Annotated in this window: 19 protein-coding genes; 8 read left to right on the top strand and 11 right to left on the bottom strand. The window is 56.5% G+C overall.

All coding sequences use genetic code 11. The annotated features are described in order from the left end of the window. Positions 1-42 precede the first annotated feature (42 nt). The gene (gene murJ, locus Q1A00_RS08005) at positions 43-1,617 is read right to left on the bottom strand and encodes a murein biosynthesis integral membrane protein MurJ (RefSeq protein ID WP_298405895.1); all 1,575 of its coding nucleotides are present in this window, start codon (positions 1,615-1,617) and stop codon (positions 43-45) included. A gap of 102 nt (positions 1,618-1,719) precedes the next feature. Between murJ and rpsT the strand changes: the two genes are divergently transcribed. Continuing rightward, complete coding sequence (gene rpsT, locus Q1A00_RS08000) at positions 1,720-2,004, top strand: 30S ribosomal protein S20 (protein WP_298405893.1); 285 nt, start codon at positions 1,720-1,722, stop codon at positions 2,002-2,004. A 69-nt stretch (positions 2,005-2,073) separates the two neighbouring features. Here the strand turns inward: rpsT and holA are convergent, their stop codons facing one another. The 3 genes from holA to Q1A00_RS07985 form a co-directional block, all read right to left on the bottom strand. Next, entirely contained in the window at positions 2,074-3,036 is a 963-nt protein-coding gene (gene holA, locus Q1A00_RS07995) for a DNA polymerase III subunit delta (RefSeq protein ID WP_298405891.1), read from the bottom strand. Then, positions 3,005-4,153 (bottom strand): hypothetical protein, encoded by a 1,149-nt coding sequence (locus Q1A00_RS07990; RefSeq protein ID WP_298405889.1) that lies wholly within the window; start codon positions 4,151-4,153, stop codon positions 3,005-3,007. The genes holA and Q1A00_RS07990 overlap by 32 nt, the downstream gene beginning before the upstream one ends. Before the next feature lie 162 nt (positions 4,154-4,315). After that, positions 4,316-5,752, bottom strand: coding sequence for an NEW3 domain-containing protein (locus Q1A00_RS07985; protein ID WP_299756128.1), 1,437 nt, complete (start codon positions 5,750-5,752; stop codon positions 4,316-4,318). A 371-nt stretch (positions 5,753-6,123) separates the two neighbouring features. Here Q1A00_RS07985 and Q1A00_RS07980 point away from each other — a divergent pair, with 371 nt between their 5' ends. Beyond that, complete coding sequence (locus Q1A00_RS07980) at positions 6,124-6,453, top strand: DUF4342 domain-containing protein (protein ID WP_298405887.1); 330 nt, start codon at positions 6,124-6,126, stop codon at positions 6,451-6,453. 66 nt (positions 6,454-6,519) lie between these two features. On the opposite strand, the gene Q1A00_RS07975 is transcribed toward Q1A00_RS07980, so the two are convergent. Beyond that, positions 6,520-7,752 carry a hypothetical protein gene (locus Q1A00_RS07975; RefSeq protein WP_299756124.1) on the bottom strand — a complete coding sequence of 411 codons (1,233 nt, stop codon included), beginning with the start codon at positions 7,750-7,752 and terminating at the stop codon, positions 6,520-6,522. A gap of 165 nt (positions 7,753-7,917) precedes the next feature. On the opposite strand from Q1A00_RS07975, the gene Q1A00_RS07970 reads away from it, so the two are divergent. The 6 genes from Q1A00_RS07970 (at position 7,918) to crtI (ending at position 15,406) form a co-directional block, all read left to right on the top strand. Continuing rightward, positions 7,918-8,538, top strand: coding sequence for a hypothetical protein (locus Q1A00_RS07970; protein ID WP_298405884.1), 621 nt, complete (start codon positions 7,918-7,920; stop codon positions 8,536-8,538). A gap of 7 nt (positions 8,539-8,545) precedes the next feature. Next, the gene (miaB, locus tag Q1A00_RS07965) at positions 8,546-9,901 is read left to right on the top strand and encodes a tRNA (N6-isopentenyl adenosine(37)-C2)-methylthiotransferase MiaB (protein ID WP_299756120.1); all 1,356 of its coding nucleotides are present in this window, start codon (positions 8,546-8,548) and stop codon (positions 9,899-9,901) included. 50 nt (positions 9,902-9,951) lie between these two features. Continuing rightward, positions 9,952-10,773 (top strand): tetratricopeptide repeat protein, encoded by an 822-nt coding sequence (locus Q1A00_RS07960; RefSeq protein ID WP_298405960.1) that lies wholly within the window; start codon positions 9,952-9,954, stop codon positions 10,771-10,773. A 164-nt stretch (positions 10,774-10,937) separates the two neighbouring features. Continuing rightward, a complete protein-coding gene (locus tag Q1A00_RS07955; RefSeq protein ID WP_299756117.1) occupies positions 10,938-12,317 on the top strand; it encodes an AAA family ATPase in 1,380 nt (459 codons plus the stop codon). A gap of 15 nt (positions 12,318-12,332) precedes the next feature. Next, positions 12,333-13,799: a CpaF family protein gene (locus tag Q1A00_RS07950; protein ID WP_298405878.1), complete on the top strand. Its 1,467-nt coding sequence runs from the start codon at positions 12,333-12,335 to the stop codon at positions 13,797-13,799. A 116-nt stretch (positions 13,800-13,915) separates the two neighbouring features. After that, the gene (crtI, locus tag Q1A00_RS07945) at positions 13,916-15,406 is read left to right on the top strand and encodes an NAD(P)/FAD-dependent oxidoreductase (protein ID WP_298405876.1); all 1,491 of its coding nucleotides are present in this window, start codon (positions 13,916-13,918) and stop codon (positions 15,404-15,406) included. Positions 15,407-16,107: 701 nt separating this feature from the next. On the opposite strand, the gene Q1A00_RS07940 is transcribed toward crtI, so the two are convergent. From Q1A00_RS07940 to Q1A00_RS07915, 6 genes are all read right to left on the bottom strand, one after another. After that, entirely contained in the window at positions 16,108-16,857 is a 750-nt protein-coding gene (locus Q1A00_RS07940) for a 3-oxoacyl-ACP reductase family protein (protein WP_298405874.1), read from the bottom strand. A 51-nt stretch (positions 16,858-16,908) separates the two neighbouring features. Continuing rightward, on the bottom strand, positions 16,909-17,655 hold the full coding sequence (locus Q1A00_RS07935; protein ID WP_298405872.1) for a 3-oxoacyl-ACP reductase family protein: 747 nt from the start codon (positions 17,653-17,655) through the stop codon (positions 16,909-16,911). 8 nt (positions 17,656-17,663) lie between these two features. Then, positions 17,664-18,623, bottom strand: coding sequence for an ACP S-malonyltransferase (gene fabD / locus Q1A00_RS07930; protein WP_298405870.1), 960 nt, complete (start codon positions 18,621-18,623; stop codon positions 17,664-17,666). Positions 18,624-18,755: 132 nt separating this feature from the next. Next, positions 18,756-19,760: a beta-ketoacyl-ACP synthase III gene (locus tag Q1A00_RS07925; protein ID WP_298405868.1), complete on the bottom strand. Its 1,005-nt coding sequence runs from the start codon at positions 19,758-19,760 to the stop codon at positions 18,756-18,758. Between the two features lie 108 nt (positions 19,761-19,868). Continuing rightward, positions 19,869-20,054: a 50S ribosomal protein L32 gene (gene rpmF / locus Q1A00_RS07920; protein WP_298405867.1), complete on the bottom strand. Its 186-nt coding sequence runs from the start codon at positions 20,052-20,054 to the stop codon at positions 19,869-19,871. 13 nt (positions 20,055-20,067) lie between these two features. Then, positions 20,068-20,601 carry a DUF177 domain-containing protein gene (locus Q1A00_RS07915; protein WP_298405865.1) on the bottom strand — a complete coding sequence of 178 codons (534 nt, stop codon included), beginning with the start codon at positions 20,599-20,601 and terminating at the stop codon, positions 20,068-20,070. Between the last annotated feature and the right edge of the window lie 13 nt (positions 20,602-20,614).

The raw sequence follows: 20,614 nt of genomic DNA, 5'->3' as shown, positions 1-20,614 counted from the left end.
ACAAACAGTTGCTCGCCCCCGACGGGGCGGGCAAATGGTCTTTCATAGTTGTATTGGGCGACGGCGACCCGGTAGTATTGTTAACGCAGCATAGATTATCACCCCAACGCCGCCCGCTCCGACCAAGCCAAGCAATAGTCCGGCCAGATCGTCTGGCCAACGATAACCTGCCGCTGGTGTGCCGCCGGGGATTAGCTCACGCGCGTACCACCATAGCACCCCAACCGCTACACTGGCGCCCAATGCCATCAGCAAGCGTCGCCACAGCGCCGGCGCTCGCCAAAGGCCCGGCAGCGTGTGCCCTAATACAATCGCCAAGGCCAGCGCTTCGAGCGAGTTGGCAATGCTGAACGCAATCGCTAGCCCACTCACATCGCCCCCCCCCACCAGTAGCGTCGCGCCTAACCCAATATTGATCGTCACTTGCCCGATCCCAATCAGCACCGGTGGCCATGTGCGCTGCATCGCGTAGAAGGCGCGGATCATGATTTCTGACGCGGCAAAGGCCGGCAAGGCGAACGCATAGCCGGTTAGGGCGCCGGCAGTGTAGCTCAGCGAGAGGCTGTCAAACGCGCCTCGCTCAAATAAGATGCGCGCCAGCGCCGGCCCTAAGGTGAGCAGTCCAGCGGTCGCCGGCAAGGTCAGCCAGAGGATGCGCCCCAGTGTTGTCCGCACGTCGTCACTCAGCTCGGCCAGCCGTCCCTCGGCTACCAGCCGGGCCAGCCGTGGAAAGGCGACTGTGCTCAAACTCAGCGCAAAGACGCCGTATGGTAACAGCATCAACTGATAAGCCCAGCGCAATCCGGCCAGCTTGGCGTCGCCGTCAGGCAGGCGGGCGGCTAGGGCTAGCGTTGCTACAATGCTGAGGTGAGCCGCCGCTTGCCCGATCACGCGCGGCCCCATTGCTTGCGCTACCTTGCCTAGTTCGGGCAGATGGTGGCCCAGATGTGGACGTAACCGCATTCCGATCGTGAAGAGCACCGGCAATTGGATCAGAAGGTACCCCAACGCGCCGATGACAACTCCCCATGCCATGCCCCAAATGCCCAGCCATGGCGCCAGCAGTGCGCCGCCGGTGATGCCGAGGTTGTAGATGCTGGGGGCTAAGGCAGGCATCGTAAACCGATCACGCGCGTTAAGCGCCGCCATCGCCAATCCCCCCAGTCCCAGTAGCAACGGCGAGAGCAGGAATAGTCGAGTCAAAGCCACAATCAGCTCAAGCGTTGCCGCCGTAAATCCCTGCCCGCCATACAAGAGCGGTACTAACCATGGTGCCACCACAAACAACCCGGCGCTCGCGATTGTCAACACAATCAGCGCCCACGTTACCACTGCGCTGGCCAGTTCCCACGCCCGCGCTGGCCGTTCTCGCTCCCACAATTCGATAAAGACTGGAATAAAACTGCTGCCCAGCGCCCCGCCGATGATCACGAGGTAGAGCAGATCAACGGTGCTGATCGCAGCCCCATACGCTGCCATCTCAGCCGACGTGCCGAAATAGTATGAAGCGACAATATCACGGATCAGACCGGTCAGCCGGCTTAAGATGAAGCCGCCCATGACGATCAGACTGTTACGCTGGGTGCTCAGACGACGTAAGACGGCGCTCAGTTGCACGGTTGGCGTTCCTATGCTATACTTCAGAGCTAGCGCGGCGAGCAAGCGCTCGCCGTTTCACGTGTCGCAATAACGCGCCAATTATATCCGAGGAGTTTGACCTTGGCGAACACAAAGTCGGCAAAGAAGCGCATTCGGAGCGATGCGCGCAAGCACCTGCGCAACCAGTCGTACCGCTCGCGGGTGAAGACGATGATCAAGAAAGCTGAACAGGCATTGGCCAGCGGTGTCGTCGATGAGATGGCGCTGCGCCTTGCTTATAGCACGCTCGATAAGGCGGCAGTAAAAGGAATTATTCACAAGAACAACGCTGCTCGCCGGAAGTCGCGCCTCGCTCAGAAGGCCAAGAAGGTGGCGCTGGCCGCGCAGACTGGTTCAGCTGCATAAACAGACGCCGTAGAGCGGGCAAATGGCACGGGCGGGTTTCAAACCCGCCCGTATCTTCCCTAGATAACGCTACCCTCGCTGCGCTTGGCACATCTCCACCACAAACAACTCGAGTGCCGTTTCCGCCTGCATTTTCCCCGTCTTAATCGCATGGTCGAGTTCAAGTAGCCGGTCGTGGGCTGTGACCAATTCGGCTGCCGTAAAATTGCGTGCCTGTTCAGCGGCTTTACGAGCGACAAATGGCTTCAATCCCAGTTCACTCGCAATGTCGTCAGGCCTACGGCGCTGCGCAACCAGTTGCCTCACGTGCAAGAGGATCCGGATTTGTCGCGCCAGCATAAACAACACATACGGCGGCGCTTGGCCGTCTTCGATCAATGCCCGCGCGCCACGCAACGCCGCACCTAGCCGGCGTGTGCCTAAGTCATCAATGAAGGTAAACAGGTTCTGCTCTTGTTGATCGGTGACGAGCCGGTCAACTGCTGCTTGATCGATCGTGCCGCCCCTGCCCACATACGTGGCTAGTTTGGCCAGCTCATTCGCGAGCGCGCGGCTGTCATTTCCGGCTAAATCAACCAACCGCTGCGCAGCGGTAGGCTCGATCGTTGCTGCAAGCGATTTCGCCCGCCGTTCGATCCAGCGCAACAGCTCTTGGCCGCTGAGCAGCGGGAATTCGCGCACCGTGCCGCGTTTGCTCAGGTAAGTAAAGAGCAGGTGCCGCCGGTCAACTTCGTCTTGTTCCACAAATACCAGATCGCATGTTGTTGGCACCCGTTCGCAATAATCACGCAGCTCTTCGCGTGCTTTGCCGGCTTTGCTATGCTTAAGCGCATCGTAAACGATCACCAGCCGCCGATCGGCCAGAAATGGGTGCGCTTCACAGGCGGCGACTAATTGTTCGATGGTCACTTTGCGTCCATCAAGCACACTAATATTCAGGTCGGCTACCTCTGCCGGCAAGCTGGCCCGCAATTCAGCGACCGCTTCGCTGCGCGCCAGTTCATTTGGTCCGTAAAACAGATAGATTGTCATGCGTCTTATCGGTGTCAAGTGCGTGAATAATGGCTATGATCAGCCGAGCAGCTCGTTCGGTCAGTGATGGATCGAGTACGTGATTGCCGTCCGCGATAGCGCGAATGCTGAGGGTGCGAAAGCCGCGCTGCTGCAACGGTGAGAGCAGTTCATCATTGGCAGCCTGCGTGCGTGGTTCGAGGTCAATCACCGGATCGGTTTGATCGGCATCCATTGCTAGTCGATATAGCAGTGGGTCAGCCACTTTGTGCCGAAAGATGCCATTACGGCTGATAATCGCTAATTGCCCGCAGGCAAGCGGTCCTAAACCAATGATAAACGTATTTGTCGTCGCGAATGGATAGTGTGCAAGCAAGGTTCGCACGCTATGGTGGTCACAGTAGGCCGCCCCCACTGCTGCTGCCCAAACCTCTACCCGTTGTAGTCGAGGGAGGTGTTGCGCAACCGTGATCAATGTCGCTAACGCTGCGATCCCGCCATCGGGCTGAATGAGCGGTGGCTGGCGGCGAGAGGCCCAGAATAACAACAAGGCCCCGGCGAAGGCGCCGATTGCTAATGTCCAGCGCAGCGCCGATGCAGTGGCGGTGACGGCGATTGCCAATGGTAGACTGCCAAGTGCCAGCCGGGCCAGCAACCCCTCATAGGTCGGCGCAATCAAGCGCGCAATGCCGCGCCAAACCGGCGGCGTGTCAAGTGGCGCCAGCAACAGCAACCGCCAGCGTGGCTGGGGCGGGGTTTGGGTGTCAGATGCCTCGATCGGGCGCACCGCAATGATATTCTGGCTGATCCCCCGTTGGCGTAGCGGTGGTAATGGCGCATAAATCCCATCAATCAGCAGCAGCGCCATCAGCCAGAAGCCCAACGCTATGCCTAATACTGGCTGCCAAGCTGCCAACCCAATCGCCGCCATCAACCCAATCGCTACCGGTGCGAGCCGGGTGCCCGGATGCGCGGTGGCAGGCACGGAATGGGTTGCGACACTGAAGCCCGCCTGTCGCAGGCGGGCGTTGATCTGAGCTGCCGCAATTGCTTCGGCGGTTGATGTTGCCTGTCGAGGGCCAAGCTGTGCGATGAGGTCGGCTAAGACCCCGGCACTATCTGATGTACGAACCGGCATCGCTCCTCTACTCGTCTCAAGAGGGTCTGAACAATGTTATGAATGGACGCTACGCCTGTATCCGTACTGTTCGCTGCATGCTAGAGGCATGATGCACAGACCAACCTTGCTACTTATTCCCATGCTGTTTTGCCTTCATGTGCGCATTTTTTAGCCATGGCTCTAAGGTTTTGTTGTTGGCGTTGGCGTGGGCGCATTAATAGGCACCGCTGTTGCCGGCGGGGTAGCCGGGTTGGCTGGCAAACCGGGAAGTGGCGCATCTGGTCGGCGGCAATCGGTTTGGCCCGGTAGACAGAGCAACAACACAAGATCATAGCGAATAAATTGGTTGCCAATATCACCGACATTCTTGACCTGCGCGAAATAGAATCCATCAACTTTCGGTGTGAACTCGATCTGCGAATCGAGCGTATTTCCGCCCGGCATGTCATCGTTGATATCAAGAATGCTTACGCCGTCACGATCAGTCAGCACCAGCACCGTATCAGCACCGGCTACTGTACTGTCATTGACCGTATTGGGGCCGCGGTAGCGTCGGGTATCAGTATAAATGACGTAGCGTTTGCCAGCCTTGGCAAAAAATGTTACCCAGTCGGCATCACCGGTTGGGCATAGCCGCCGATTTTCTTGTATCTCGTTCGAAGTTATCAACCGTGCCTGTTCGGGTAGGCCATCCGGTTCAAAAATGTCAAGGCACACTGATTCGACTGGCGCTGGTGTGGGGCCATTGCTTTCGTCAAGCAAGACGATCGTGTACGCATAACTGACCCCGCCTCGCCCGGCCACATCGCGCACTCTGATGTAATAGGTGCCGTCAGCCGGAATGCGCACGGTAATCCGTGGTCGAATATCACCGGGATTGGGATTAGCCGGATCGCGATTAAAGAAATCGTCGTTGAACGCCAATCGGTTAAAGTTGCTGTCGAAAAGTTCAAGTGATACGTCAATTCCCGGTCGCATCACCGGCACATCGATGGTGTACACCTTACCCGCAACGCCACCAAAGAAGAGCCAATCCTCATCGCCAGTCGGGCATAGTACATGTTCTTGCGGAATCAGAATATCGATCCGTCGTGCCTCTGCCGGGAAATTATCCGGCTCGAAACCGTCGAGACAGACAGGACTTGCAGTCGGTGTAATAGTTGGAACGGGAGTTGGCGTTGGTGGCGCGGGATTGACTGTTACTAAGATGGGAAAGAGAGCTGTAGTTGTAGGAGTACTTGCGCGTTCAGCAGAAATATTAATTTGGTAGGTGCCCAGAGTTGCCGTGGCCGGAATAGTAATGATGAAGGTAAACGACTGGTTACCGTTAGCGTTAATGCTCACCGATGTGCTCGGAGCTATTGTTACCGTCCATCCGGTTGGTGCTGTGGATGTAATATTGAACGTGTCAGCCACTCCCTGATTTTGCAGGTTGGCATTGACCAATATGGTTTGGCCGGGCTGGCTTGAAGTGGTAGCTGAGATGGGATTCCACGTAAAATTGATTTGTGCTACCGGCGCAGCTACAACTGAAAACTGCTGAAGGGCAAGGAGCATAATGAGCAGGGTTGACACGAATGCAACAGTAACGTTTTGGGTTCGAACAGAGGGTTTCATGCTGCTTGCCGGCTCCTTTGCTTACAAGGCGACGAATCCACCCTCATTATAAGTTACCGCAACCCTAAGTGTCAAACGTTTTACCTGATGAGGTGCGTCAGAATAAGGAGGGCTGCATGTTTTGATGCTAGCCTGTGGCTATGAGCAGCAGGTCATCCGTTCTTGTAGCTATTGTTTGGCCTAAAACGATATATGTGCTAACGATCTGATAGCATTCGTAAAAGTAATACTAAAAATATCGATATTTGATGATTAAAATGTCTGTACTGTCGGTGAAGAGTTCATTTCACGCAAAGCGCCGGCCTGCAATTACACTGTACTGTAGCGGAGTATATTTCAGACAGAGCGCCAGCACGGCGCAGGAGGGGACCATGGACATCGCGATTGAGCTCGTTCATGGCTGGCGCTTGCTCGCTCGCATCCGCGAGCTGATTGCTGAGCCGGGCGTGCAGCGGTTGATCATTCGAAATGAAGACGGTGAGGACCTAATCGAGATCGGGGTTCCCGCCATGCTGGCTGGCGTTACCACTCGCCCAGTATTGGCCGCCGTCAAGGCGATTGCCGACGAGATGCCGCGGGTGACGATTGAGATTGTGCGTGATGTGGGGTTAGAGCAGGCTGTTGGTGCGCCTGCATCCGAGACCGATGAGGAGTTTGATCGCGCGATCGATGTGGTTGAGTCGGTGTTTGAGCGGTATTGAGCAGAAATGCCTTGTGTCTTGAAGCGGCGGCGGTTGCCCTTTCGCAACCGCCGCTTTTTGTTCCCCCTATTGCCATATCCACCGAAAGGCGTTCGTATAGGTTGCGTCTCCTAACCATACCGGTAGACGCCAGCTCCCAATAAACCCGATAAAGAAGACGAGAAGAACACTTGCCCTCCAGCCGTGCATTAAGTGTTGTATCTTTGCTGAGAGAGGGGCTGAGGTTAGCTGTAGAAACCACGCAAGTAAGAACGTGCTGCATGTAATGTGAATGTGGATGAAGCGTCCATAATCAACGGCCACGAAAAATAATGGTATTGTTGTGGCGAGTGATAATCCCCACAATCCACCTACCCACATCAGTGTTTGTTTTGGCAAGAACTGCCATAGTCGGTAGCTAACAATCGTGATGATGAGTGGAACGATGCTGAGGAGGCCGGTTATTAGGTAAACCTGCACTGCTTCCGAAGTTATGAGTGATTGGGTAAATTGTATGCTTTGCAGGACGGTTTTCGTAAGGAACGTGATTGCCCCTAGATGACCGCGATCGATGCAATCGCGCGGAGGATTGGATTCCAACGCAGCACATAAGTGGTCAATGGTAGTGATGGTTGTGTGTGGCGCTTGTATGATGATGCTAGCCACTATACTTGCGGGAATGATCGCTATTGCAGTCGCATAGGATATCCTGCCCCATTGTCGTTCGTAACAAAGCGAAGCTATGAGGAGATATGGCAGTAATATCACTAGCATTTCATGTGATAATATAACAACGATCGTACTAGTTCCGATAAATAGCGGTAGTATTGGAGAAAAAGAGTAATTCGTTCGCAAGCTAAGTAGATGAATAAGAAAGATAATATTAAAAAGCATTTCTTTGCGCACGCCAACGATAAGCCATGCGACTAAGAGAAAGCGCAAAAAAGCGGGTGAAAAGAAGAGTGTTGCGGTGATGATCGAGACATTAGTTTGGCGGAGGAGGATGTAGGTCAGTAACAAAAAGAGCGCACCGATACCAATTTGAACGACAATGACTGTCTTAACCGGGTCGATCATAATCCGGCGTGAGAGTTGTATGATTATCTCGCCGAGCAAGCCACGGCGCACAAATCCACCTTGATAGTTGATGAGCCATTCGCCGATGAGGAATGGTTCGGCTGGCTGTTTCAACCAAAGGTACATAGCGAGGCCAATTTGCGTTGTAAAGATGGTTCCTATTAGTCCAAACAGGGTTCGCTCGAACCAGCGTTGGATCCAACGCTGGTTGTGATTGGGTCGAGAAGTAGGCTGCTTAGTCATAGTGCGAAGGGAGCGTGCCTCCCCTGTGAGCAACGGGTAAACATGTTGAGTTCCACGCACGAGGGTGTAGTAGTGTACCTTGCGCCCAGAAACCGGTTGGTTAAGTTATTTCAAACAATATGGTATACTATATAGTGCGTTTTGCGCTCAGTGAGGAGAAACCCTATGTCTGCTCATGCTCCCGCCGAACTTGATCTGGCGGTTGCGTCGTTAATTATGGTGCGGCCCGATGAGGATCGCGCCGAGTACGAAGAACAGTACGAGAGTGTTGCTGCCGTGCAGGATCAACTGCGCGAATATGGTATTGATATCGATTTGCTCAGCCAACCCGGTGTCGAGGTGTGGGAAGGCTCAATCGAGACGATGGGTGCTCTCTACCAGTTGGCCCGTCTGGCGGCCCATCTCGAGCGGGGCAACGATTTGGCCCCGATTATCGCCGATGGCCCCGTCCTTGAAGAGGATCTCGACCGCGCCGTGACCGATGTCTGGGACGAGTTGGTGCCTAGCCGGTACCGCCATCTGATCAACTTGCAGGGGATTAATAGCTATTACCTGCCGGTTGATTTCCCTGATCCGATCTACTTGCCGTTTGAGGGCGAGGATGGCGAAGAAGATCAAGCCTTCTTTGGCTCGTCGGTGCAGTTGCTGCGCGAGTTGTCTGAGTTAGCGCCACAATTGATCAGAGCCGGCGTCTCGCCGCGCTCCGATGCCTTCCGTTGCCTTGAGTCGCTCCGCGAAGCGGCGCGCCAGAGCGTGGAGTGCGGTTTGCCGGTTATCGTCTGGTAAAGGTTCCATGCAGGATGTGATCTTTTTCGATCAGCGCCCCCGTCCCGATCGTGATCAGACGCCGCGCGAGCGGCGCTATTACGTCTGGACGGTTGGGTGCCAAATGAATATCTCAGATTCTGAACGGTTGGAAGCGGCGTTGCAAGGTGTGGGCTATAGCCCGGCTGCGCGCCCTGAAGAGGCGAGCTTTATTGTGCTCAATTCGTGCAGTGTGCGCGCGTCTGCTGAAGAGCGGATTCTGGGCAAGCTCGGCGAGTTGGTGCGGGTCAAACGTGTCCATCCCGATACTAAAGTGGTGCTCTGGGGCTGCATGGTCGGCCCCAATAACCGCTCGATCTTCGCCGAGCAGTTGCCGATGGTCGATCATTTCGTCTCGCCTTCCGCGGTCGATGAGGTGGTCGCCCTTGCCCCCAACCCGGTCTACACCCTTGATGAGCCGGCTTTGCCGGTGCGTGATTGGCGCCATCCACCGGTCTCGGTGCATGTCCCGATCCAGTATGGCTGCAATATGACCTGTTCGTATTGCGTCATTCCACTGCGCCGGGGCCGTGAGCGTTCGCGCCCTTTGGCCGAGATTGTCGAGGAAGTGCGCCGGATCGTCGCGCGCGGCGCCAAGGAAATTACCCTCCTTGGGCAAATTGTCGATTCGTGGGGGCACGATCTCCCCGGCCGGCCTGAGCTGGCCGATCTGCTCGCGGCAGTCGATGCCATCCCCGGTTTGCTCCGGCTCCGTTTCCTCACCTCGCATCCGGCGTGGATGACTGATCGCTTGATCGAAACCGTCGCCCGCTTGCCGCGCTGTCAGCCTGAGATCAATCTGCCGGTACAGGCCGGCTCCGACCGCGTGCTCAAGCTGATGCGGCGCGGCTATACGGTAGCGCGCTATAGGACGTTGATTGCCAAGATCCGCGCCGCTATTCCCAATATCTCGTTGACGACCGATATTATCGTTGGCCATCCCGGCGAGACCGAAGAGGATTTTCGCCAAACGATGGAACTCTGCGCCGAGATTGGGTTTGATAAGGTGCATATTGCCGCCTTCTCGGCGCGTCCCGGCACCCGCGCTGCTGAACAAGAACAGGATCCGGCGCTCGCCGTGCCGCCAGAGGTGAAGGAAGAACGCCGCCGCCGGCTCGAGCAGTTGCAAGAACAGATTGCGACCGAACGGATGGCCCGCTTCCTCGGCCAGACGGTTGAGGTCTTGGTCGAAGGCGAGAGCAAAGGTAAGTGGCGCGGCCGCACTCCCGGCAATCGGCTGGTCTTCTTTAGCCATCCTGCCGATCTAACTGGCCAATTGGTGCCGGTGACTATTACTGTAACCAGCCCATGGTCGTTGCAGGGTGTACCGCAACTCGATCAATAGGTTCAGTGCCCAACTCAAGGAGAACAACCTTGTCAAAGCAAGATGAAAAGATGCGGATTCGCCGCCGCCTGCAAGAAAAGGCGATTGAATTGGCTGCCTTGAATCGCTGGCAAGAGGCGGTCGAGTTGAACCAGCAGTTGTTGCGCGTGAGCGAAGATGCCGAGACGTACAATCGGTTGGGAAAGGCGTTGTTTGAGCTGGGCAAGTATACCGAGAGCCACCGCGCCTATCAGAATGCCCTGCGCCTGAATGCCTCCAATCCGATCGCGCGCAAGAATGTCGCTCGCCTCGAGTCGCTGCTGTCGCGTGGTATCACTGAAGCGCCAGTGACCCGCTCGACCCGCCAGCAGATCGATATGCGCATGTTTATTACCGAAACCGGCCGCACCGCCCTGACCTCACTGGTGGATGTCCAGCGCGGTCCCGCCGTCGATGCTCTCATTACTGGCGAAAAGGTGGAATTGCGCGTTGAGGGCAAGATGGTGTATGTCGTCGATCTAGATGGCAATCTGATTGGCCGGATCGAACCGAAACTTAGCCATCGCCTCGTCGAGTTAATAAATGGCGGCAATCGCTATCTCGCTGCGGTGGTGCAGTCGGATTCGCGTAATGTGCGGATTCTGATCCGCGAAATTTATCAAGACCCGAGCCAGCGCGGGCGCGTCTCCTTCCCCGGTAAGCTTGGTGAAGGCGCTACCGTCCTCTCCTCGCTTCGCTTCGATGAGTATGAGGATGTGATCGACGAAGAAGAGTTGGTTGAAGAGACCGAAACCCTTGAGGAGGACTTTATCGGCGGCGATGAAGACGAAGAGATTGGTCTCGATGAGATCGATCAAGATATCGCTGACGATGATGATCATCTAGAAGAGTGACCTCTGCGCCGGCGTTAGCGTGGCATTGTCGCCTGACGCCGGCTTCCCCTTGCGCTCCGCCACGTGGATCGCTATACTACTTTTAGCAGGCGCGCATCTCACGTATGGTCTGATAGATTGCCGTCCCCCCCGCTTTTCCGGCGCTATGGCAGAAAGGGTAGGTTATGAGCTTCCGTCTGCACGAAGTGAATCCGGCGGCCAATCCGGCAAGCGCACCTTCGCAACGGATGCCTGAAATACCGCCACAGCCGGCCACCATCGCTGAGACGGGTCTGTCAATGGGCTTTCTGACCGATCACGTGCTGAAGGTAATCTATTTTTCCGGCGCGATCACCGGCCAGAAGCTGGAAGAGACGATTAAACTGCCCTTTCTCGGCGTGATCGATAAGGTGCTTGAGTTTCTCAAGCTGGAAGAATACGTTGATATTATCGGAGCTGAAGGCGGTTTTAGCGAGCGCTCGTTTCAATACGTCATTACTGGCAAGGGCCGCAACAAGGTTCACGAAGTGATCGATCGGAACCAGTACGCCGGCCCCGCTCCGGTGCCGTTGCAGCAGTATGTTGATATTACCCTCCGCCAAAGTATCGGCGAACTAGTGATCGATCAGGCGACAATTCGCAAGGCGTTTAGCCATCTGGTCGTCAGCGAGAAGATGCTCGATAAGATTGGCCCGGCGGCCAATTCCGCCCGCTCGCTCTTCTTGTACGGCCCTCCCGGTAATGGGAAAACGACGATTGCCGAAGGGATTGCAAATTTGCTCGGCGGGTTGGTGATTATTCCCTACGCCGTTGAAGTTGATGGCCAGATTATCAAGGTCTTCGACCCGCTCAACCATCAGGTCGTGCAGATCAACGAAGTCGGCTATGCCGAGCTGCCGCTACCATCACCGTTTGGCGGCCCGGTGGCAGCGCCAGCAACGACGTATCCCGATGCGCGGTGGGTGGTCTGTAAACGACCGCGGGTGATGGTCGGTGGCGAGCTTGAACTCGAGCAGCTTGAGCTGATCTTCGACCCGATTTCAAAGGTCTACGAGGCGCCGTTCCAGATGAAAGCCAATGGCGGCCTCTTCTTGATCGATGATTTTGGCCGCCAGAAGTGCCGCCCGCAAGACCTGCTCAACCGCTGGATCGTGCCGCTTGAAAAAAAGGTTGACTTTCTTGCGCTACAAACTGGCAAGAAGATTCAAGTGCCGTTTGATGTGTTGATCGTCTTTTCCACCAATCTCAACCCCAAAGATCTAGTTGACGATGCGTTCTTGCGCCGCATTCGCCATAAGATCGAGGTGCCTAACCCCTCGCCAACCGAGTTTCGGGCGATCTTCCAGCTCGTGTGCAAACAAAAACGCATTCCCTATAGCGATGATGGTTTGCGCTACCTTATCCAAGAACACTATATGAAAGTCGGGCGCGAGCTGCGCTCCTGCCATCCCCGTGATTTGTGCGATCAGATATTGGATGAATCGAAGTACCGTGGTATTCCGCCGGCGATGTCTCGTGAGTTGATCGATCGCGCCTGCGAAGCGTATTTCGTCAAGCTCGGCTAAGGAGGTTGGATCACTATGTCGCTGCTCAAACGTCTCACCGGTAATCCTGCTCAGCCCGAGCCTACGCCGGCTGTTGCCACTCCTCCTCCGCCGGCTCCGGCAGCCACTGTCGCTCCGGCACCTCCCCCGCCGGCTCCGGCAGCCGTTCCTGCCGCAGCGGCTCGCCCAGCGGTGCAAGATGCAACACCGGCGAATGACCAGAAGCGCATGCTCGATCTGTCGCTCTGGATTGTAGACCGGATTCAGGCTTCGTTAGGCAATCAGACCGAACTTAAACGCTCTCCTGAGACTGAACGGCTGTTGCAAGAGCGGTTTGCCCGCATCTATCAGCAAGCCAACATCAATTTGTCCGATCAAGATGTCAAAAAGCTCTTCGCGATGGTGTGCGATGAGCTATTTGGCTTCGGCCCGATCCAGCCGTTGCTCGATGATGATAGTATCTCGGAAATTATGGTCAACGGGCCATATAAAGTCTACATCGAGCAAAAAGGGAAGCTCAAGCTCACCGACGTGCGCTTCGCTTCCGATGAGCACGTGATGAAGATTATCGACCGCATTATTCGCCCACTGGGTCGCCGCATCGACCGCAAGTGGCCAATGGTTGACGCTCGTTTGCCTGATGGCTCGCGTGTCAATGCGATCATTCCGCCCTGCGCGATCGATGGCTCGACGATTACCATCCGTAAGTTTACCAAGAATAAGCTTAAGGTCGATGATCTGATTCGCTTCGGTTCAATGACGCCCGAAATGGCTGAATTCTTGCGGGCCTGCGTCGTTTCGCGTTTGAATATTGTGGTCGCTGGTGGCACCGGCTCCGGTAAGACGACCTTGCTCAACGTGCTCTCGAACTTCATCCCTGAAGATGAACGGATTGTAACGATTGAAGATAGTGCCGAATTGCAATTGGCCCAAGATCACGTCGTCCGCCTCGAGGCGAAACCACCGGAGATTGATGGTACTGGCCGGGTGTCGATCCGCGATCTGGTGATTAACTCGCTGCGTATGCGCCCTGAGCGGATCGTGATTGGCGAGTGCCGCGGCGGTGAGACGCTCGATATGTTGCAGGCGATGAATACCGGTCACGATGGCTCGTTGACTACGCTCCACGCCAATGCGCCGCGCGAGGCGATCGCTCGTATGGAGACGATGGCCTTGATGGCTGGTATGGATATGCCGCTGAAAGTGATTCGCGAGCAGATTGCATCCGCTATCGATCTGATCGTGCAGCAAACCCGCCTCGAAGACGGTTCGCGTAAAGTGGCCTACATTACCGAAGTGCAGGGTATGGAAGGCGATACCGTCGTGCTACAAGATATCTTTAAGCTCGAAATCCTCGGTAAAACTGGTGAGGGAAAGATCATATCTGAACTGCGCCCGACTGGCGTGCGGCCCAAGTTCACCCCACGCCTCGAAGCTCATGGCTTCAAGCTGCCGCCGAGCATCTTCGGGGCGCAGATTCCGGGCCAGCGGGGCCGGTTTTAGTCGGTGAATGGAACGCAAAGACGCGCAGACGCAGCGCGTTGGCCGGGTAGCTTGTGATCAGCGCCCGCTTATCGCTTGCGTCTTAGTGTCTTTGCGTTTTTATCTTGTGTGACGCTATGGCGCATACAACGCAACTTCCGATAATCATTATCGGCGGTGGTTTGGGTGGTTTAGCGGCGGCAATCCGGTTGGCTGCCCAAGGCCGCCGTGTCATCCTCTGTGAAAAGAACGAACGGTTAGGCGGCAAGCTGAACCTCCATCAGGCTGAAGGGTATACCTTCGATACCGGCCCCTCGTTGTTGACAATGCCATGGGTGATCCGCGATCTTTTCGCCGCCGCTAATCGCTGCATGGACGACTACCTCTGCCTTGAGCAAGTGGAGCCGACCTGCCGCTATTTCTGGCCCGATGGCGCCCGCTTTGATGCGTGGCAGCGATTACCCCAGTTGATCCAAGAGATCGAGCGCATCAGCCCGGCGGATGTGCCCCATTTCTTTCGTTTTATGGCTCACACATCCCGAATTTATGATGCGGTGGCTGGCCCCTTCCTGCTGCGCCCGTTCGATGGTCTGCGCGAGTTGATCACGCCAACGATGGCACGCCATGCCCTGCGCATTGATGCGCTGCGCAGTGTTGATGCAGCGGTGCGCTCGTTCTTCCGTAGCCCGCATCTACGCCAGCTCTTTAATCGCTATGCGACCTACAACGGCTCTTCGCCCTACCTGTCACCAGCTACCTTCAATGTGATCGCCTACATTGAGCTGGCGGAAGGTGGTTGGTATGTGCGCGGCGGGATGTACCAATTGGCCGTGGCGCTGGTCCGCTTGGCTGAGGAGCTAGGGGTTGAGCTGCGCACGCGCGCGCCGGTGGCCGAGATCATGGTTGAGAATGGCAGGGTGTGCGGGGTGCGGCTGGTCGAGGGTACTGTCTTGCCGGCTGCGGCAGCGGTGGTGAACGCCGATCCGCAATACGCTTACGAGCGGCTGATCCCCGGCGGCCAGCGCGAGGCAGCGCGTCTCGCCCGGATTGAACCGTCATACAGTGGGGTGGTGCTCTTTCTCGGCGTTGAGGGCGATTTTCCGCAATTAGTCCACCACAACATCTTCTTTGGCGGCGATTACCCGGCGGAGTTTCAGGCCATCGTGCGCGATCGCCGTCCCGCGCTCGATCCGACGGTGTATATCGCCGCGACATGTCGTTCCGACCCTGCCCATGCGCCGCCCGGTCACATGAATCTGTTTGTGTTGGTGAATGCGCCAGTTGACGATGGCCGGATCGATTGGGAAGCTGTGCTGCCGGCCTACCGCGATCACATCATCACCAAACTTGAGACGATGGGTCTGCACGGTTTGCGTCACGCTATTCGCTACACCTATCATTGGACGCCGCGCGATCTGGCGCAGTGTTACAACGCCACTTTTGGCTCAATCTATGGCATTAGCTCCAATTCACCCTTTGCTGCCTTTGCCCGCCCTCCCCTGCGCGCGCGCCGGGTGCGCGGCCTATACTTTGTTGGTGGCGGCACCCATCCCGGTGGTGGTATCCCACTAGTTTTGCTTTCGGGGCAAGCAGTGGCTGCCCGGATCGCGGCTGACATGCCTGTGTGAATAAAAATGCTTTACACTCCTATCGATATGCCTTCGGGGTTTTTAACAGCTTTTTAACCCTACGATGGCTGATAGCACAAAGAATTGTGTTTTATCATCGTTAAGTTACGATTAAGTACTTGATTTTTGACCTTCAGGGTGCTATGATCAGGCCGTAGCCTCGAGAGAACATCAGAAACCGGAAGGAGGAACTAACCACTTACGTGCAACCGGAAGGCAAGCGCTTCACCTCTAATGTAAAGAGTTATGTGTGGGTAAGGTGAGAGAGGTGCAGCGTAAGTTCGGGGAAACGACCACCATCGAAAAAAGTAATGATGATGGGGTCGGGGAGACGAACAGACAAGCGCCGGATTACTGCTGAGTAATCGGATGCTCTGCGAGCCGTACGGTTGCCTCCCAAACAAACTCACCGCGTTGGGTAAGAAAGAGCTGCTGTCCCACGCTAGATGGTGAGATAATCCGATAGCAAAAGCTAGCCCGGCGCATAATCTGCTGAAGGCGGAGCAGCTAAAGGACCTGTGAGGGTACGGTGGTTTGGAACATCCTTGCCGCTCTGATGAACTCTCGAGGTGGTTGGGTTCCGAGAGGGTGTAAGTAAAAAGTAGGCGGGTATCTAAGTTGATCCATTTAGTCGCGATGCGGTAGGCAACTACCGCATCTGCGTTTTTATGCTGGCATAGCGGGAAAGGAACACTATCTTCCTACGCCATCGTCCAGCCGCCATCGACGGCCAGCGTCTGTCCGGTGATATACGATGCTGCCGGTGACGCGAGGAAGAGCACGGCGGCGGCAACCTCTTCGGGCTTCCCCAATCGGCGTAACGCGATGATATTAGCGCTCCACGCTTGGATTTCTGCCGGAATGGCTTGCACGAGGTCTGTCTCGATCATTCCCGGTGCGACCGCATTAACTGTAATCTGCCACGGCGCCGCTTCGCGGGCTAAGGCGCGTGTTAGCCCGATAATCCCGCCGGCTGCTGCGGCAAAGTCGGCTTGACCGGGAAAGCCAGAGGATCCGTACAGTGCAGCCAGATTGATGATCCGTCCGTAGCGCTGTTGCATCATCGGGCGTAGGACTGCGCGGCAGGTGTGATAGACCCCACTCAGGTTGGTTTGGATCGTTTGTCGCCAGCGCTCGCTGCTCATCTCGCTCAGCGGGCCATAATCGGCAATTCCCGCGCTATTGATCAAGATGTCAAGTTGGCCCCACCGCTCGAGGGCTGCATTCACCAACGCAGGCCCACTGTCAACTTCGCGGACATCGATTGCTAGTGCTGCGGCTTCGCTGCCAAACGATTGGGCCACGGCGACAATGCTGGCAGCAGCAGCCTCGTCGTGATGGTACCCTACCAACACCCGAGCGCCATACCGGGCGAGGCCGCGCACAATCGCTTGCCCGATCCCTCCTGACCCGCCGGTAACGATTGCTACTTGTCCGGTGAAGTCGATCATTGTTGCTTCTATCCCGTTCCGTGGTACTGTCATTGCCGCGCAACAACAACCCTACGGCATCACCCAACCTCCGTCAATGGTCAAGACATGGCCGGTAATGTACGAAGCGCGTGGAGAGACGAGAAACCGGATAGCGGCGGCGACCTCTTCAGGTCGGCCAAACCGTCCCAACGCGATCGCTTGCAGCGCCCATGCCCGTAATGCTTCCGGCACGGTTTCCACCATATCGGTTTCGATATAACCGGGAGCGACGACATTGACGGTAATGCCATCACGAGCGACTTCACGAGCGAGCGAGCGGCTCAAACCGATAATACCGGCTTTGGCGGCGGCATAATTCGTCTGGCCGACATTGCCAGCCAGTGCCGCCAGCGAACTGACTGATACGATTCGGCCATAGCCAGCGGCGCGCATGATTGGTACGACAGCGCGGCAACAGAGAAACACTGAGGTCAGGTCGGTTTCAATTACCTGTTGCCATTGCTCTGGCCGTAGGCGAGCCAGTGGTGCATCGGCAGTGATGCCGGCATTATTCACTAGCACATCGATCCGGCCCCAGCGTTCCAGCGCCGCGTGTACCATTCGCTCGACTGCCTGCTCATCGGTAACGTTCGCCTGAAAAGCAAACGCATCACTGCCCTTTGCGATCATTTCAGCCGCCAAGGCTTCAGCCGCCGAGGCGCTGCGTTGATAGTTGATCAATACACGCGCCCCGGCAGCAGCCAGCTCAATGGTCGTGGCGCGCCCGATTCCACGCGCGCCACCGGTAATAATGGCGACCTGCCCCTGCAATTCCATAGCATTCTCTATACCGGTTGCATTGCCGTCAATGCCCGTACATCCTCGAAGGTGGCAATGTTGATCAAGCGCGCTGCTGGCGCAATCCGGCGAATCAACCCGGTCAATACTCTTCCCGGTCCGATCTCGACGAAGGTTTCGACCCCCATCGCTACCATGTGCTGTACTGACGCAATCCAACGCACCGGCGCTACCACTTGCGCGACCATTTCGCGCCGCACATCATCGGCATCGCGGAGCGGTTTAGCAGTGACATTGGCAATCAGCGGAATTTCTAGATCGTGTACGGTCGCGCTGGCAATCGCCTGCGCCATACCTTCGGCGGCTTCGACCATCAAGGGGGAATGGAAGGCTGCGCTGACTTTGAGCGGAATCACACGTTTAGCGCCGCGACTTTTGGCGAGTAGGCTGGCATGTTCCACTGCCACTACACTGCCGCTGATCACGAGTTGATCAGGGGCATTGTAATTAGCGATGACAACGGTGCCGTGCAATTGATTGTGGTGTTGAAGTGCTGTGCTCACTTCTTGACAGATCTGTTCAAGGATGCCGGTATCAAGCCCGATGACGGCTGCCATGCTGCCATCGTGAGCGGCGGCCATCAATTCGCCCCGGCGACGCACGAGGCGCAACGCCGTGATGAAATCCAATGAACCGCCTGCAACCAAGGCTGAGTATTCACCAAGGCTGTGACCAGCGACCGCAATCGGTGGTTCGAGCCGGTCGCCCAATAGTTCGCGCATCGCGGCTAAGAGGGCCATGCTGGTGGTGAGGAGCGCCGGTTGCGCATTCTCTGTGGCAGTGAGGTCGGTTTCTGGCCCGCTAAAGCACAATTCACTCAACCCGAAATCAAGCGTCTCGTCCGCAGTGGCAAAAATTTGGCGCGCTGCTGCGGATGCAGTGATCAAATCGCGCCCCATGCCAACTACCTGCGATCCCTGACCCGGAAAGACCCATGCAATGCTCATGGTTTGACCGCCTTCTCCTTCCCTGCCGGCGCTTTACTCTCCCCCCTAGACTATTGCGCCAGCGTGACCGCTCATCGTCCGTGTTAGGTCGCTATATCTTCATGGGCCGTAACGAGCGGCCCAGCGAACCTCTTACTGCGCCGGACGGCCCCAGCGTACCACTCCCGATCCCCAAGTTAAACCACCGCCAAATGCGGTAACTAAGACATAGTCGCCAGATGCGATCCGGCCCTGTTGGGCGGCTTCGTACAAGGCAATCGGAATGGAAGCCGCCGACGTGTTGCCATACCGGTCGAGATTGATCATCACCCGCTCAGGTGGAATTTCGAGCCGGCGCGCGACCGCATCAATGATCCGCACATTGGCTTGGTGCGGGATCACTAGCGCGATATCGTCGATCGTTAACCCAGCCGCTTGCACCACCTGCATCGCTGAATCGCTCATCTCACGCACGGCGTGCTTAAAGATCTCACGCCCATTCATATAGACATATTGCCGGCCTTCAGCCAGCAGCTCAGCAGTGAGCGGCATACGTGTGCCGCCGGCATCGACCGCCATGAGGTCTTCGAGGTTACCATCGGCGCTCAGGTTGGAAGCGATCAGTCCAAACGGCTGATCGGTCGCTTCTAGCACAACTGCGCCAGCGCCATCGCCAAACAAAACGCAGGTATTTCGGTCATCCCAGTTGATATAGTGGGTAAAGATATCGGCCCCGATCAGCAAGAGGCGGCGGCTGACCCCACTTTTAATCAGGCTTGTGGCGACGGTCAGTCCGTAGACGAAACCACTACAGGCTGCTACTAGATCAAACGCAATTGCACGCGGAATTCGCAAATTTGCCTGCACCGTGCAAGCGGTCGCGGGGAACGGTCGATCAGGGGTGCAGGTAGCGACAATCACCGTATCAATGGTCGTCGCATCGACTCCCGCCATTGCCAGCGCCTCGCGTCCGGCGGCGGTTGCGAAGGTTGAGGTGCTCTCACCGAGGCCAGCGACCCGGCGTTCACGGATGCCGGTACGGGTACGGATCCACTCATCAGAGGTGTCAATCCGTTGTGCCAGCTCATCATTCGTGATCACGCGAGAGGGGACGGCCATACCCCAGCCGATCACTGCCGCGTAACGTTCCCTGCTCACCCTCACAACCTTTCTATCTACAGTAAAGGGCTGCCAAACCGATCTGATCGGCAGGCAGCCCCTTCATGCCTGTGGACCCTACACGTGTCGCGATCCGAGCTTCACTGATTACTCAGCGTTCACTTTCAGGACCTGCCGGCCCTTGTAGTAACCGCACGACAGGCATGCGCGATGCGCCCGCATTAATTCGCCACAGCGCGGGCAGGTTACCATTACCGGCGGTGTCAACGCCAGATGTTTCCGCCGGTTACCGCGCCGGTGGCGCGATACTTTTCGCTTCGGTACTGCACCCATGATTTGTTACTCCTCAGTTTTGGTTCCGTTGTCGCTCCGCCCATTCACGCAGCGCAGCGAAGCGTTCATCGACTGGAGCGTCGTCTTCCTCAATGCCTTCCGACTCAACCGTATAGTTGACCGGTTGGTCGCGGTAAGCCGGCGCGACCGGGTTCATCGGCAAGCTGATCAGCGCATAGCTGCGAATCGCTTCACCCACATCGATGTGGTGCAGCTCATCGAGCATAAACGGATCATCTTCCACCGGTTTGGGCAATCGGTGCCCATTCACCACATCGACTACAGCGTAAAACTGGTCGCTGAAGTCGAGATCAAGTTCATAATCGAACTGTTCAAGCGAGCGCACGCATGTGAGAGTGATAACGCCGTGAGCAGTCACCTGTGCGTACACACCAGCCGCCGTGCGGGTCAAACGAAGGCGACCGCTAATGTTGCGCAACGTTAGATTATCATCGAGCCGCAGCGCCGGCTCGGTAAACGAGATATCGCGTCGCGCTCCCATCTCTTCGCGCAGCAGTTGCGCGAGATTAAACCGTAGAGCTGTCATAACTTTCACCTGT

Source organism: uncultured Chloroflexus sp., assembly GCF_938091255.1.
In the GTDB taxonomy this organism is placed as follows: domain Bacteria; phylum Chloroflexota; class Chloroflexia; order Chloroflexales; family Chloroflexaceae; genus Chloroflexus.
This window is presented reverse-complemented; position numbering and strand designations above follow the sequence as displayed.

Excerpts from the sequence above, each read along its gene's own strand:
- rpmF (WP_298405867.1), bottom strand. The coding sequence starts at position 20,054 with ATGGGTGCAGTACCGAAGCGAAAAGTATCGCGCCACCGGCGCGGTAAC.
- Q1A00_RS07980 (WP_298405887.1), top strand. The coding sequence starts at position 6,124 with ATGGACATCGCGATTGAGCTCGTTCATGGCTGGCGCTTGCTCGCTCGC.
- miaB (WP_299756120.1), top strand. The coding sequence starts at position 8,546 with ATGCAGGATGTGATCTTTTTCGATCAGCGCCCCCGTCCCGATCGTGAT.
- Q1A00_RS07985 (WP_299756128.1), bottom strand. The coding sequence starts at position 5,752 with ATGAAACCCTCTGTTCGAACCCAAAACGTTACTGTTGCATTCGTGTCA.
- holA (WP_298405891.1), bottom strand. The coding sequence starts at position 3,036 with ATGACAATCTATCTGTTTTACGGACCAAATGAACTGGCGCGCAGCGAA.
- crtI (WP_298405876.1), top strand. The coding sequence starts at position 13,916 with ATGGCGCATACAACGCAACTTCCGATAATCATTATCGGCGGTGGTTTG.
- Q1A00_RS07990 (WP_298405889.1), bottom strand. The coding sequence starts at position 4,153 with ATGCCGGTTCGTACATCAGATAGTGCCGGGGTCTTAGCCGACCTCATC.
- Q1A00_RS07935 (WP_298405872.1), bottom strand. The coding sequence starts at position 17,655 with ATGGAATTGCAGGGGCAGGTCGCCATTATTACCGGTGGCGCGCGTGGA.
- Q1A00_RS07975 (WP_299756124.1), bottom strand. The coding sequence starts at position 7,752 with ATGACTAAGCAGCCTACTTCTCGACCCAATCACAACCAGCGTTGGATC.
- Q1A00_RS07955 (WP_299756117.1), top strand. The coding sequence starts at position 10,938 with ATGAGCTTCCGTCTGCACGAAGTGAATCCGGCGGCCAATCCGGCAAGC.
- Q1A00_RS07915 (WP_298405865.1), bottom strand. The coding sequence starts at position 20,601 with ATGACAGCTCTACGGTTTAATCTCGCGCAACTGCTGCGCGAAGAGATG.
- Q1A00_RS07970 (WP_298405884.1), top strand. The coding sequence starts at position 7,918 with ATGTCTGCTCATGCTCCCGCCGAACTTGATCTGGCGGTTGCGTCGTTA.
- Q1A00_RS07960 (WP_298405960.1), top strand. The coding sequence starts at position 9,952 with ATGCGGATTCGCCGCCGCCTGCAAGAAAAGGCGATTGAATTGGCTGCC.
- Q1A00_RS07950 (WP_298405878.1), top strand. The coding sequence starts at position 12,333 with ATGTCGCTGCTCAAACGTCTCACCGGTAATCCTGCTCAGCCCGAGCCT.
- Q1A00_RS07940 (WP_298405874.1), bottom strand. The coding sequence starts at position 16,857 with ATGATCGACTTCACCGGACAAGTAGCAATCGTTACCGGCGGGTCAGGA.
- fabD (WP_298405870.1), bottom strand. The coding sequence starts at position 18,623 with ATGAGCATTGCATGGGTCTTTCCGGGTCAGGGATCGCAGGTAGTTGGC.